General features: G+C 67.4%; 12 protein-coding genes. 5 read left to right on the top strand and 7 right to left on the bottom strand.

Features of this window, described 5'->3' with window-relative positions; translation table 11 throughout:
* Positions 1–60: 60 nt before the first annotated feature.
* The 3 genes from QMX85_RS12720 (at position 61) to QMX85_RS12710 (ending at position 2,752) form a co-directional block, all read left to right on the top strand.
* Positions 61–1,116 carry a COX15/CtaA family protein gene (locus tag QMX85_RS12720; protein WP_282341382.1) on the top strand — a complete coding sequence of 352 codons (1,056 nt, stop codon included), beginning with the start codon at positions 61–63 and terminating at the stop codon, positions 1,114–1,116.
* Between the two features lie 110 nt (positions 1,117–1,226).
* The gene (gene cyoE / locus QMX85_RS12715; protein WP_282341380.1) at positions 1,227–2,120 is read left to right on the top strand and encodes a heme o synthase; all 894 of its coding nucleotides are present in this window, start codon (positions 1,227–1,229) and stop codon (positions 2,118–2,120) included.
* Positions 2,117–2,752, top strand: a complete 636-nt coding sequence (locus QMX85_RS12710; RefSeq protein WP_282341378.1) for an SCO family protein — start codon at positions 2,117–2,119, stop codon at positions 2,750–2,752. Before cyoE ends, QMX85_RS12710 begins: the two co-directional genes overlap by 4 nt.
* A 323-nt stretch (positions 2,753–3,075) precedes the next feature.
* Here the strand turns inward: QMX85_RS12710 and QMX85_RS12705 are convergent, their stop codons facing one another.
* The 3 genes from QMX85_RS12705 to QMX85_RS12695 form a co-directional block, all read right to left on the bottom strand.
* Positions 3,076–3,849, bottom strand: a complete 774-nt coding sequence (locus tag QMX85_RS12705; RefSeq protein ID WP_282341376.1) for a MetQ/NlpA family ABC transporter substrate-binding protein — start codon at positions 3,847–3,849, stop codon at positions 3,076–3,078.
* Positions 3,850–3,927: 78 nt separating this feature from the next.
* Entirely contained in the window at positions 3,928–4,611 is a 684-nt protein-coding gene (locus QMX85_RS12700; RefSeq protein WP_282341434.1) for a methionine ABC transporter permease, read from the bottom strand.
* Entirely contained in the window at positions 4,602–5,621 is a 1,020-nt protein-coding gene (locus QMX85_RS12695) for a methionine ABC transporter ATP-binding protein (RefSeq protein ID WP_282341374.1), read from the bottom strand. The genes QMX85_RS12700 and QMX85_RS12695 overlap by 10 nt, the downstream gene beginning before the upstream one ends.
* 270 nt (positions 5,622–5,891) lie before the next feature.
* Between QMX85_RS12695 and katE the strand changes: the two genes are divergently transcribed.
* Positions 5,892–8,036 (top strand): catalase HPII, encoded by a 2,145-nt coding sequence (gene katE, locus QMX85_RS12690; RefSeq protein WP_282341372.1) that lies wholly within the window; start codon positions 5,892–5,894, stop codon positions 8,034–8,036.
* Positions 8,037–8,191: 155 nt separating this feature from the next.
* On the opposite strand, the gene QMX85_RS12685 is transcribed toward katE, so the two are convergent.
* On the bottom strand, positions 8,192–9,019 hold the full coding sequence (locus QMX85_RS12685) for an aldo/keto reductase (protein WP_282341370.1): 828 nt from the start codon (positions 9,017–9,019) through the stop codon (positions 8,192–8,194).
* 176 nt (positions 9,020–9,195) lie between these two features.
* Between QMX85_RS12685 and QMX85_RS12680 the strand changes: the two genes are divergently transcribed.
* Positions 9,196–10,683 carry a DASS family sodium-coupled anion symporter gene (locus QMX85_RS12680; protein WP_282341368.1) on the top strand — a complete coding sequence of 496 codons (1,488 nt, stop codon included), beginning with the start codon at positions 9,196–9,198 and terminating at the stop codon, positions 10,681–10,683.
* 82 nt (positions 10,684–10,765) lie between these two features.
* Here the strand turns inward: QMX85_RS12680 and znuB are convergent, their stop codons facing one another.
* From znuB to zur, 3 genes are read right to left on the bottom strand one after another with little or no spacing between them, the layout of a single operon-like run.
* Positions 10,766–11,551, bottom strand: a complete 786-nt coding sequence (znuB, locus tag QMX85_RS12675) for a zinc ABC transporter permease subunit ZnuB (protein WP_282341366.1) — start codon at positions 11,549–11,551, stop codon at positions 10,766–10,768.
* The gene (znuC, locus tag QMX85_RS12670) at positions 11,544–12,317 is read right to left on the bottom strand and encodes a zinc ABC transporter ATP-binding protein ZnuC (RefSeq protein WP_282341363.1); all 774 of its coding nucleotides are present in this window, start codon (positions 12,315–12,317) and stop codon (positions 11,544–11,546) included. Before znuC ends, znuB begins: the two co-directional genes overlap by 8 nt.
* Positions 12,314–12,796, bottom strand: a complete 483-nt coding sequence (zur, locus tag QMX85_RS12665) for a zinc uptake transcriptional repressor Zur (RefSeq protein WP_282341361.1) — start codon at positions 12,794–12,796, stop codon at positions 12,314–12,316. Before zur ends, znuC begins: the two co-directional genes overlap by 4 nt.
* Positions 12,797–12,813: the final 17 nt, after the last annotated feature.

Here is a 12,813-nt window from a genome sequence, read left to right as displayed (position 1 = left end):
CTGGAGTCGCTGCACAACGAAGCACCGCTGACCATAAGAACAACAACAGGAGTCGCCCCCATGGCTCGTCCCGGATTTCGCCTCGCCCTGTTCGCCACGCTGCTCGCCCTGCTGGTGATTCTGCTCGGCGCCTACACGCGCCTGACCCACGCCGGCCTCGGCTGCCCCGACTGGCCGGGCTGCTACGGCTTCATCCACGTGCCGCAAACCGAGGCGCAGCTGGCGCATGCCGAGCTGCGTTTCCCGGAGGCGCCGGTGGAGGCGCGCAAGGGCTGGAGCGAGATGATCCACCGCTATTTCGCCGGGATGCTGGCGCTGCTGGTGTTCGCCCTGGCGCTGCAGGCGCTGCGTCACCGCGACAACAGCGAGCGGCCGCTGGGTCTGCCGTTGCTGTTGCTCGGCGTGGTGCTGGCGCAGGCGACGTTCGGCATGTGGACGGTGACGCTCAAGCTCTGGCCGCAGGTGGTGACGGCGCACCTGCTCGGTGGTTTCGCCACGCTGGGGCTGTTGTTCCTGCTGACGTTGCGCCTGTCCGGCGCCTTCGCCCCGCGTCCCGAACTGCCCGTCCATCTGCGCCGGCTGGCCGCGACCGGGCTGGCGCTGGTGATCGGGCAAATCGCGCTGGGCGGCTGGGTCAGTTCCAACTACGCCGCGGTGGCCTGCGTCGACCTGCCGACCTGCCACGGCGAATGGTGGCCGCAGGCGGACTTCGCCAACGGCTTCCACCTCAGCCAGCAGATCGGTCCGAACTACCTGGGCGGCCAGCTCGACAGCGAGGCGCGCACGGCGATCCATCTCGCCCACCGTGCCGGCGCGCTGGCGGTCAGCGTGGCGCTGCTGGTACTCGCCGCGCAGCTGTTCCGCCATGGCCTGGCACGCTACGCCGGCGTGCTGCTGGCCGCGCTGGCGATGCAGATCGGGCTCGGCCTGAGCAACGTCCTGCTGCACCTGCCACTGGCCGTGGCGGTCGCGCACAACGGCGGCGGTGCCTGCCTGCTGCTGGTGCTGCTGCTGGTGAACCATCGGCTGCGGGTTGGCCGGGTTCGGCATCGCGTATCGCTCGGCGCGCGGGTGCCGCTGGCGTCCCGGCCGGCGGCGCAGGGGATGCGGATCTAGCGCGTCCCGGCCACGCCGTGAAGCAAACGAGGCATTGCACGATCAACCCCCTTTCCAGCGGGAAAGGGACGGGGTGAGGGAAACGTCCCTCGACCACAGAGGAGTTCCCCATGAACACCACAGCCAACACCCGCTCCGCCACCTGGCGCGACTATCTGGAGCTGACCAAACCCAAGGTGGTTCTGCTGATGCTGATCACCTCGCTGGTCGGCATGTTCCTCGCGAGCCGTGCCGGAGTGGCCTGGAGCGTGCTGCTGTTCGGCAACCTGGGCATCGCGCTGTGCGCGGGCGGCGCGGCGGCGGTGAACCATGTGGTCGATCGGCGCATCGATTCGCTGATGGCGCGTACCCACAAGCGGCCGCTGGCCGAGGGACGAGTGTCGCCCGCCGCGGCGCTGACCTTCGCTCTGACGCTGGCGGTGGCCGGGCAGGCGTTGCTGCTGGCCTTCACCAACCCGCTGACCGCCTGGCTGACGCTGGCCTCGCTGCTCGGTTACGCGGTGATCTACACCGGTTTTCTCAAGCGCGCGACGCCGCAGAACATCGTCATCGGCGGGCTGGCCGGGGCGGCGCCGCCGTTGCTCGGCTGGGTTGCGGTGACGGGGCAGCTGTCCGCCGAACCGCTGCTGCTGGTGCTGATCATCTTCGCCTGGACGCCCCCGCACTTCTGGGCGCTGGCGATCCACCGGCGCGCCGAGTACGCCAAGGCCGATATTCCGATGCTGCCGGTGACCCACGGTGTGCACTACACCAAGCTGCACATTCTCTTCTACACGCTGGTATTGTTCGCCGTCAGCCTGTTGCCCTTCGTCATCCGCATGAGCGGAATGCTCTACCTGGCCTGCGCGGTCGCCCTTGGCGGGCGCTTCCTGTACTGGGCCTGGATGCTCTACCGGGACAGCCGGCCACACGCCGCGATGGCGACCTTCAAGTACAGCATCCTGTATCTGTTCGGGCTGTTCATCGCGCTGCTGATCGACCATTACCTGTTCGTGAGCCTATGACCCGCATCCACAAGACCGTTTTCGTTCTCGTCGCGCTGATCGCCCTGGTGATCGGCCTCACCGTGCACAAGGTGCTCGACCGTCGTGGGGGCGCCGACCCGGCGCAACTGCTGGATGCCGGCATCATCCTGCTGCCGCAGTCGCGCCAGGTGCCATCGTTGAGCCTGACCGACCAGGACGGCAAGGCGCTCGCGGTGGACGAGCTGAAGGGCCGCTGGAGCCTGCTGTTCTTCGGCTACACCTTCTGCCCGGACATCTGCCCGACCACCCTGGCGCAGATGCGCGAGGTCAAGGGCCTGCTGCCGGCCGAGGCGCGCGAGCGGCTGCGCGTGGTGCTGGTCAGCGTCGACCCGAACCGCGATACCCCGCAGCAGCTCAAGCAGTACCTGGGCTATTTCGACCCCAGCTTCATCGGCCTGACCGGGGACCTGGAGCGCATCCAGACCCTCGCCAACGGCGTGAGCATCCCGTTCATCCCGGCGGACACCAGCAAGCCCGGCTACACCGTCGACCATAGCGGCAATCTGGTCATCATCGGGCCCGACGGTCGCCAGCGCGGTTTCATCCGCGCGCCCTTGAACAGCCAGAAGCTCGCCGCACAGCTGCCGGCGCTGCTCAACAGCGAGGGGTGAGTCCGGCGCGCTGGGTGCCGGCAGGAACGCGAGGTGGAAGCCGCAGTGATCGAGGCTTTCGAGCGTTTCGCCGGGCATCTGGAGCGCTACTTTGCCTGAAAGGGCGCTGCGGTCGCCCGGTCGCCTGCGTTGCTCTGGCTGGCGCTGACGCACCTCTCCCTCGGCCTGGGCAAGCTCAGAGGCGATATCTGAATCTGCTCGCAGCCGGAACGCCGCTCATGAAAAAGCCCGCTTCGAGCGGGCTTTGTCGTTTACCAGGGGCCGCGGCGTTGCGCTCCCTTTTCCGACTCTCCTCCCATGATGGGAGGGGACGGAGCGCGCAATCAGAACGCCGGCACCACGGCGCCGTTGTACTTGTTCTTGATGAACTGCTTCACCTCGGGGCTGTTCAGCGCCTTGGCCAGTTTCTGGATGGCCGGGCTGTCCTTGTTGTCCTGGCGGGCGACGAGGATGTTCACGTAGGGCGAGTCGCTGCCTTCGATGATCAGCGCGTCCTTGGTCGGGTTGAGGCCGGCTTCCAGCGCGTAGTTGGTGTTGATCAGTGCGAGGTCGACCTGGTTGAGCACGCGCGGCAGGGTCGCGGCTTCCAGCTCGCGCACCTTGATGTGCTTGGGGTTGCTGGCGATGTCCTTCGGCGTGGCGAGGATGCCGCTGCCGTCTTTCAGGGTGATCACGCCGGCCTTGGCCAGCAGCAGGAGCGCGCGGCCGCCGTTGGTGGCATCGTTGGGAATGACCACGTTGGCGCCTTCGGGCAGCGCGTCGATGTTCTTGATCTTACTGGAGTAGGCGCCGAAGGGTTCGACGTGCACGCCGGCGACGCTGACCAGGTCGGTGCCCTTGCCCTTGTTGAACTCATCCAGGTACGGCTGGTGCTGGAAGAAGTTGGCGTCCAGGCGCTTCTCGGCGACCTGCACGTTCGGCTGCACGTAGTCGGTGAAGACCTTGACGTTCAGCTCGACGCCTTCCTTGGCCAGCGCCGGTTTGACGAATTCGAGGATTTCCGCGTGCGGTACGGCGGTCGCCGCGACGGTGATCTTGTCCGCGGCCTGGGCGGAGAAGGCCGCGAAGACGGCGAGGGCAGTGAGCAGTTTTTTCATCGTAAGGTTCCTTGTGGGAGAGTTCTGCGGGTCCCGCATCAGGCGGGTTGCCGCTTTTCGGTTATTCGGGGCGTTGCGTCACTTGCGCGAGAAATGCACCACCAGGCGGTCGCCGATGCTTTGCAGCACCTGCACCAGCACCAGCAGGAGAATCACGGTGACCACCATCACGTCGGTCTGGAAGCGCTGGTAGCCGAAGCGGATCGCCAGGTCGCCGAGGCCACCGGCGCCGACCACGCCGGCCATCGCGGTGTAGGACACCAGGGTGATCGCGGTGACGGTGATCGCCGCGAAGATGCCCGGCCGCGCCTCCGGCAGCAGCGCGTCGAGGATGATCTGGCGGGTCGTCGCGCCCATCGCCTGGGTCGCCTCGATGATTCCGCGGTCCACCTCGCGCAGCGCGGTTTCCACCAGGCGCGCGAAGAACGGCGTGGCGCCCACCACCAGCGGCGGAATCGCCCCGGCGACGCCCAGCGAGGTGCCGGTGAGCAGCACGGTGAAGGGAATCATCACGATCAGCAGGATGATGAACGGCAGCGAGCGCAGCACGTTGACCACCAGCGACAGCAGCGCGTAGAGCGGGCGGTTGTCGAACAGCTGGCGCGGGCCGCTGAGGAACAGCAGCACGCCCAGCGGCAGGCCCAGCAGCACGGTGAACAGCAGCGAACCGCCGAGCATCAGCAGGGTGTCGAGGGTCGCCTGCCAGATCTCGTACCAATCCACGTTGACGAACAGCGCGGCGAGAGTCTCCATCAGCGCAATACCTCCAGGTGCACATCGGCGGCGCGGAACCGCGCCAGCGCGGCGTCGATGTCGCCGCCGACCAGCGACAGGGTGAGCTGGCCGTAGGGTGTCTCGCGAATGCGGTCGATGCGGCCGGCGAGGATGCTGTAGTCCACGCCGGTCTCGCGCGCGACCTTGCCCAGCAGCGGCGCGTAGGTCGACTCGCCGTGGAAGGTCAGGCGCAGGATGCGTCCCGGCACCTGGGCGAAATCGTCGCGGCGTTCGTCCTCGTCGACCTGCTCGGCCTCCAGCACGAAACGCCGGGTGGTCGGGTGCTGCGGGTGGAGGAAGACGTCCGCCACCGCGCCCTGTTCGACGATCGCGCCGGCGTCCATCACCGCGACGCGGTCGCAGACGCGACGGATGACGTCCATTTCGTGGGTGATCAGGACGATGGTCAGGCGCAACTCGCGGTTGATCTGGGCCAGCAGTTGCAGCACCGAGGCGGTGGTCTGCGGGTCGAGTGCGCTGGTGGCCTCGTCGCAGAGCAGGATGGTCGGCCCGGTGGCCAGCGCGCGGGCGATGCCGACGCGCTGTTTCTGCCCGCCGGAAAGCTGCGCCGGGTATTTCTTCGCGTGATCGCCGAGGCCGACGCGGGCCAGCAGTTCGGCGACGCGGGCATCGATCTCTGCACGCGAACGCACGCCGGCCAGTTTCAGCGGCAGCGCGACATTGTCGGCGACGGTTTTCGAGGCGAGCAGGTTGAAGTGCTGGAAGATCATCCCGACGCGCTGGCGGAATTGCCGCAGGCCGTCGGCGTCCAGCGCGGTGACGTCTTCGCCGTCGACCTGGATGCGTCCGCCGCTGGGCTCTTCGAGGCGGTTGATCAGGCGCAGCAGGGTGCTCTTGCCGGCGCCGGAGTGCCCGATCAGACCGAAGATCTGGCCGCTCTCGATGCGCAGGTCGGTGGGCTGCAGGGCCGGGATTTCACGGCCTGCGCGCTTGCCGGCGACGCGGTATGTCTTGTGGACCTGGTGAAACTCGATCACGGGAAACGAACCTTTTGGGCGTGGGCCTGATCGGCCTGGGGTGGCCAGGGGGCGCGCATTTTAGCGGGTTTGCTTAGGCCCGCTTAGCATTTCTTGTCGAGCGTAGCGCATGCAAAGGCATAAGCCGGCGGGCTGTGGGAGCCGCAGTGGCTGCTGGTCGGTTGGAGGGAACGGGCGCGCCACGGTTCCGGTCACTAACGGGAAGCCCTTGAGCCGGCACTTGCAGACCGGCGGCAACCCGAACCGACCCGATAAGGAGATAAACCGCCGATGGCCACCAAAAAGCCTGCCGCGAATGCCAGCGAAGTCGCCGGCACCGATACCCTCGACCGCGCCAACAGCAACGCCAAGCTGGAGCAGCTGGAAGACTTCCGCTCCGACGCTACCGGTGCCGCCCTGCGCACCAATCAGGGCGTGAAGATCGCGGACAACCAGAACACCCTGAAGGCCGGCGCGCGCGGGCCGTCGCTGCTGGAAGACTTCATCATGCGTGAGAAGATCACGCACTTCGACCACGAGCGCATCCCAGAGCGCATCGTGCACGCCCGCGGCACCGCCGCCCACGGCTATTTCCAGGTGTACGAAGCCCAGGGCAAGAAGCTGTCGAAGGCCGGCTTCCTGCAGGACCCGGCGAAGAAAACCCCGGTGTTCGTGCGATTTTCCACCGTGCAGGGCCCGCGTGGCTCCGGCGACACGGTGCGCGACGTGCGCGGTTTCGCCGTGAAGTTCTACACCGACGAGGGCAACTTCGACCTGGTCGGCAACAACATGCCGGTGTTCTTCATCCAGGACGCGATCAAGTTTCCCGACTTCGTCCACGCGGTGAAGCCCGAGCCGCACAACGAGATTCCCACCGGCGGCAGCGCCCATGACACCTTCTGGGACTTCGTCTCGCTGGTGCCCGAGTCCGCGCACATGGTGCTCTGGACCATGACCGACCGCGCCATTCCGGTGAACCTGCGCAGCATGCAGGGCTTCGGTATCCACACGTTCCGGATGATCGACGTTGCCGGCAAGTCGCGCTTCGTCAAGTTCCACTGGAAGCCGGCCCAGGGTGTGCGTTCGCTGCTCTGGGACGAGGCGCAAAAGCTGGCGGGCAAGGACACCGACGCGCATCGCCGCGACCTCTGGGAAGCCATCGAGTCGGGTGACTACCCGGAGTGGGAGCTGGGCGTTCAGATCGTCGAGGAAGAGGACGAGCACAAGTTCGACTTCGACCTGCTGGACCCGACCAAGATCATCCCCGAGGAACTGGTGCCGGTGACGCCGCTGGGCAAGATGGTGCTCAACCGCAACCCGGACAATTTCTTCGCCGAGACCGAGCAGGTTGCCTTCTGCCCTTCCCACGTCGTGCCGGGCATCGATTTCTCCAACGACCCGCTGCTGCAGGGCCGGCTGTTCTCCTACACCGACACGCAGATCAGCCGCCTCGGCGGGCCGAACTTCCATGAAATCCCGATCAACCGTCCGCTGGCGCCGAATCACAACGGTCAGCGCGATGCCCAGCACCGCACCACCATCGACAAGGGCCGCGCGTCCTACGAGCCGAATTCCATCGACGGCGGCTGGCCGAAGGAAACCCCTGCCGGCCCGGTGGACGGTGGCTTCGAGAGCTACTACGAGCGCGTCGACGCACACAAGGTGCGCGAGCGCAGCGAGTCGTTCGGCGACCACTTCTCCCAGGCCACGCTGTTCTTCAACAGCCTCTCGGCACCCGAGCAGGAGCACGTCATCGCGGCGTACAGCTTCGAGCTGGGCAAGGTCGAGCGGCAATGGATCCGCGAACGCCAGGTCAACGAGATCCTCGCCAACATCGACCTGGGCCTGGCGCAGAAGGTGGCGAAGAACATCGGCGTCGAGCCGCCCAGCGCGCCCACGGTGAAGCCGAAGAAGCTGTCGCTGGAGAAATCCCCGGCGCTCAGCCAGCTCAACCTGCTGTCCGGCAACATCAAGGGCACCAAGATCGCCGTGCTTGTGGCCGATGGCGTGAATGGCGACGACGTCAAGGCGATCAAGAGCGCCTTGCTGGCCGAGGGCGCGCACGTCAAAGTGCTCGGACCGAACGCGGCGCCGGTCACTGCGGCGGACGGCTCCGTGCTGCCGGTGGACGGTTCCGCCGAAGGCATGCCGTCGGTGGCGCTGGATGCGGTATTCGTACCGGGCGGCGCGAAGAGCGTCGAGGCGTTGTCGGCCGATGGCGTCGCCAAGCACTACCTGATGGAGGCCTACAAGCACCTCAAGGCGATCGCCCTGGCCGGCGAAGCGAAGGACCTGCTCAAGGTGGTCAACCTCGAGGAGGACGAAGGCCTGCTCACCGGTGCCGATGCGGGCGCGGTGCAGAAGGACTTCATCGCCGCCATCGCCAAGCACCGCGTGTGGGCGCGCGAGCCGAAGGCGAAGAGCGTTCCGGCCTGATCCGTGAGTGACGCCGCGCTGCCTGGTGCGCGGCGCACCCTACGGTGATGCGATGGGCGCGAGGCTCTCCGTAGGGTGCGCCGTGCGCACCGTCGATCTGCCGATATAAACCGGAAGCCCGGCAAATGCCGGGCTTTTTCATGTGCTTCGAAGGCTCAGCTGAAGGTGGACGGGTCGGGCCCGGTGCGGCGTCCTTCTTCCAGTTCAGCGATGCGCAGCAGGTCGTCGGCATCGAGGCGGAAGTCGAACACATCGAGGTTCTCGCGGATGCGTTCGGGGTGCACCGATTTCGGGAACACGATCGAGCCCAGCTCGATGTGCCAGCGCAGCACCACCTGGGCCGGCGTCTTGCCGTGCTTCTGCGCCAGCGCCTGGATCGTCGGGTGCGGCAGCAGGTCACCGCCACGCGCCAACGGGCTCCAGGCCTGGGTGGCGATGCCCTTGTAGCGGTTGAAGTCGCGCATTTCCTTCTGCTGGAAGAACGGGTGCACCTCGATCTGGTTCACCGCCGGCACCACGCCAGTCTCCATGATCAGCACCTCGGCGTCGTCCGGGCGGAAGTTGGAGACGCCGATGGAGGTCACCAGGCCTTCCTCGCGCAGGCGAATCATGGCTTTCCAGGCGTCGAGGAACTTGCCCTTGTCCGGGCACGGCCAGTGGATCAGGTAGAGGTTGACGTGATCCAGGCCGAGGCGCTTCAGGCTCTCCTCGCAGGCGCGCAGCGCCGAGTCGTAGCCCTGGTCCTGGTTCCACAGCTTGGTGGTCACGTAGAGCTGCTCGCGCGGCAGCCCGGCAGCGGCGATGCCGGCGCCGACGCCGCGCTCGTTCTTGTAGATCGCCGCGGTGTCGATGTGGCGGTAGCCCAGCTCCAGTGCATGGCGCACGGCGTCGGCGGCCTCGCTGTCGGGGATCTGCCAGGTGCCGAGGCCGAACTGGGGAATCTGCGTACCGTCGTTCAGGGTGATATCGGGAATGCTGCTCACGGGGTAGGGTCCTCCATCGGAGCGTTTCAACGGGTGTGGGCATCTGACCACGGCGGACGCCGAGGCATTCCCCCGATCGTCGCAATCGGGCGCCAAGGCCCATGCTAGACGCAGGTCAGTAACCTGGGTGCGACAATTTCGCATACTCGTGGCACATCCACCGGCGGAGCACAGCCATGAACGTCCCGGCCGCGACACCCGAAACACGCGCGCGTTTTCCTCTTCCCGTCGGTCTGCTGGCCGGCATCCTGGCGATGGTCGTGGTACTCCTGCTGCCGCTCTCCGCCGACCTGCCCGTAGCGGGCCACCGGGTGCTGGCGATCCTGGTCTTCGCAGTGATCGTGTGGATCACCGAGGCGGTGTCCTACGAGGCCAGCGCGATCATGATCACCGCGCTGCTGGCGGTGCTGGTCGGCACCGCGCCGACCCTGGCCAACCCCGGGGTGGTCTACGGCAGCACGGCGGCGATCGGCATGGCCCTGGCCGGCTTCTCCAATCCGGCGCTGGCGCTGGTCGCCGGTGCGCTGTTCATCGCCGCGGCGATGACCCACACCGGGCTCGACCGCCGCATCGCCCTGGTCACCCTGTCGAAGGTCGGCACCAGCACCCGGCATATCCTCGCCGGAACCATCCTGGTGACCATCCTGCTCAGCCTGGTGGTGCCCAGCGCCACGGCGCGCAGCGCCTGCGTGGTGCCGATCATGATGGGCATCATCGCCGCGTTCGGCGTCGACAAGCGCTCCAACTTCGCCGCCGGGATGATGATCATCGTCGCCCAGGGCACCAGCATCTGGAACATCGGCATCCAGACCGCCGCTGCGCAGAACCTGCTGCTGGTCGGCTTCATGGACAAGCTGCTCGGGGCGCGGGTGAGCTGGATCGAATGGCTGGTCGCCGGCGCGCCCTGGGCGATGCTGATGTCCGTCGTGCTGCTGTTCATCGTCATCAAGCTGATGCCGCCGGAAACCGATTCGGTGGCCGGCGGCAAGGAGGCGGTCGCCCGCGAGCTGCGTGAGCTGGGCCCGATGACCGGCGCGCAGAAGCGCCTGCTGATGGTCTCGGTTCTTTTGCTGTTGTGCTGGGCCACCGAGGGCAAGCTGCATCCCTTCGACACCACCACCACGACCTACGCCGGATTGGTGCTGCTTATGCTGCCGCGCTTCGGGGTGATGACCTGGAAGGATGTGCAGGCACGGATTCCCTGGGGCACGGTGATCGTCTTCGGCGTCGGCATCAGCCTCGGTAGCGTGCTGCTGACCACCCAGGCCGGGCAGTGGCTGGCGGTGCAGGTGGTCGCCTACACCGGCCTCGACGGACTCGGCCCGCTGGCCATCTTCGCGGTGCTCGGGGCCTTCCTGATCGTCGTCCACCTGGGATTCGCCAGCGCCACCGCGCTGACCGCGGCGCTGCTGCCGATCCTCATCGCGGTGCTGCTCAACCTGCCCGGCGAATTCAACCGGCTAGGGCTGAGCATGCTGCTCGGTTTCGTCGTCAGCTACGGCTTCATCCTGCCGATCAACGCGCCGCAGAACATGGTCTGCCTGGGCACCGAGACCTTCAACGCGCGCCAGTTCGCCAAGGTCGGCCTGCTGGTGACGGTGCTCGGCTACCTCAGCATGCTGCTGTTCGCCGCCACCTGGTGGCACTGGCTCGGCTGGATCTGAGCCCCCACGGTGCGCGCGGCGCACCCTACGGCCGCGGTACAACCCGGCTTCGTAGGGTGCGCCATGCGCACCGGGGCGTTCGTCAGGCGCGCTTCGGCCAGGCGAAGCTGAGCAGGAACAGCAGCGCGGCGCTGACCACGATGGACGGCCCGGCCGGGGTGTCCTTGAACCAGGACAGGCCGAGCCCGGCGCACACCGCGACCAGCCCCAGCGCGCTGGCGCCACCGGCCATCTGCTCCGGGGTGCGCGCGTGGCGTTGCGCGGCGGCAGCGGGAATGATCAGCAGCGAGGTGATCAGCAGCACGCCGACGATCTTCATTGCCACCGCGATGACGATGGCGATCAGCAGCATCAGCGCCAGGCGGATCGCCGCCACCGGCAGGCCTTCGACCTTGGCCAGCTCCTCGTGCACGGTGATCGCCAGCAGCGGCCTCCACAGCGGCACCAGCACCGCCAGGACCAGCGCACTGCCGCCGAGAATCCACGCCAGGTCCGCCGGGCCCACCGCCAGCAGGTCGCCGAACAGGTAGCCCATCAGGTCGATGCGCACGTCGTGCATGAAACTCAGCACCACCAGGCCGAGCGACAGGGTGCTGTGGGCGAGGATGCCGAGCAGGGTGTCCGAAGCCAGCGGCTGGCGCTGTTGCAGCGTCACCAACAGCACGGCGAGCAGCACGCAGCCGACGGTCACCGCCAGCGTCGGGCTGACGTCGAGGAGAAAGCCCAGGGCGACGCCGAGCAGCGCGGCGTGGGACAGGGTGTCGCCGAAATAGGCCATGCGCCGCCAGACCACGAAGGAGCCCAGCGGGCCGGCGACCAGCGCCAGCGCAAGGCCGGAGAGCAGGGCGTTGAGCAGGAAGTCAGGCATGGTCGTGGTTGCAGTCCGGACCGTGTACGTGCGCCTTGACCACGCCGCCATGCAGGGCGTGGTCGTGATCGTGGCGGTGGTGATAGATCGCCAGGCTCTTGGCGTCCTGGCCGAACAGCTCGATGAACGCCGGGTCGCCACTGACCTGCTCGGGATGGCCAGAGCAGCACACGTGATGATTGAGGCAGACCACCTGGTCGGTGGTGCTCATCACCAGGTGCAGGTCGTGAGAGACCATCAGCACGCCGCAGCCGTAGCGGTCGCGCAGGCGGGTGATCAGCCGGTACAGCTCGGCCTGGCCGGCAACGTCGACGCCCTGCACCGGCTCGTCGAGCACCAGCAGCTGCGGCTTGCGCAGCAGCGCGCGCGCCAGCAGCACGCGTTGCAGCTCGCCGCCGGAGATGCTCCGCAGCGGGCTGTCGATGACCTGCTCGGCGCCGACCTCGGCCAGCGCCGCCAGCGCCGAGTAACGCGTCACCCCCGGCACCAGGCGCAGGAAGCGCAGCACGCTGAGCGGCAGCGTTGCCTCGATCTGCAGCTTCTGCGGCATGTAGCCGATGCGCAGCTTCGGCAGGCGCCAGACCTCACCCCGCGCGGGTTTGAGCAGGCCCAGGGCGATCCGTACCAGGGTGGTCTTGCCGGCGCCGTTGGGGCCGATCAGGGTGACGATCTCGCCTGGCTTCACGGTCAGCTGCACGTCCTGCAGCACCGCCTTGGCGTTGAACTCGACGCCCACGCCGCTCAGACGGATCAGTTCATTGCTCATGCCGCCTCCCGGCAGCTGGCGCAGAGTCCGACCACCTCGACGGTCTGCCCCTCGGCGCTGAACCCGACGCCCTCGGCGGCGGCGGAAATCGCCGCGCCGATCGCCGGTTGCTGCAGCTCGATGGCGGTATGGCAACGGCGGCAGATGAGGAACTGGCCCTGGTGCACGTCGCCGGGATGGTTGCAGCCCACGAAGGCGTTGAGCGAGGCGATGCGGTGCACCAGGCCGTTTTCCAGGAGGAAATCCAGCGCCCGGTAGACCGTCGGCGGCGCCGCGCGGCGACCGTCGGTCTCGCTCAGTACGCCGAGGATGTCGTAGGCGCCGAGCGGCTTGTGGCTCTGCCAGACCAGCTCCAGCACCCGCTTGCGCAGGGCGGTGAGCCGCGCACCCTGGCGCTCGCACAGCGCTTCGGCGTCGGCCAGTGCGTTATGCACGCAGTGACTGTGATCGTGGGGCAGGCAGGCCAGGGGCGTTTTCATGGGCGGCGACGTTCGGC

The sequence above is a fragment of the Pseudomonas sp. PS02288 genome (genome assembly GCF_029959715.1).
Lineage (GTDB): Bacteria > Pseudomonadota > Gammaproteobacteria > Pseudomonadales > Pseudomonadaceae > Pseudomonas_O > Pseudomonas_O kuykendallii.
This window is presented reverse-complemented; position numbering and strand designations above follow the sequence as displayed.

Coding starts and splice junctions, on each gene's coding strand:
- QMX85_RS12710 (WP_282341378.1), top strand. CDS start 2,117: ATGACCCGCATCCACAAGACCGTTTTCGTTCTCGTCGCGCTGATCGCC.
- QMX85_RS12680 (WP_282341368.1), top strand. CDS start 9,196: ATGAACGTCCCGGCCGCGACACCCGAAACACGCGCGCGTTTTCCTCTT.
- QMX85_RS12705 (WP_282341376.1), bottom strand. CDS start 3,849: ATGAAAAAACTGCTCACTGCCCTCGCCGTCTTCGCGGCCTTCTCCGCC.
- QMX85_RS12720 (WP_282341382.1), top strand. CDS start 61: ATGGCTCGTCCCGGATTTCGCCTCGCCCTGTTCGCCACGCTGCTCGCC.
- znuB (WP_282341366.1), bottom strand. CDS start 11,551: ATGCCTGACTTCCTGCTCAACGCCCTGCTCTCCGGCCTTGCGCTGGCG.
- zur (WP_282341361.1), bottom strand. CDS start 12,796: ATGAAAACGCCCCTGGCCTGCCTGCCCCACGATCACAGTCACTGCGTG.
- katE (WP_282341372.1), top strand. CDS start 5,892: ATGGCCACCAAAAAGCCTGCCGCGAATGCCAGCGAAGTCGCCGGCACC.
- cyoE (WP_282341380.1), top strand. CDS start 1,227: ATGAACACCACAGCCAACACCCGCTCCGCCACCTGGCGCGACTATCTG.
- znuC (WP_282341363.1), bottom strand. CDS start 12,317: ATGAGCAATGAACTGATCCGTCTGAGCGGCGTGGGCGTCGAGTTCAAC.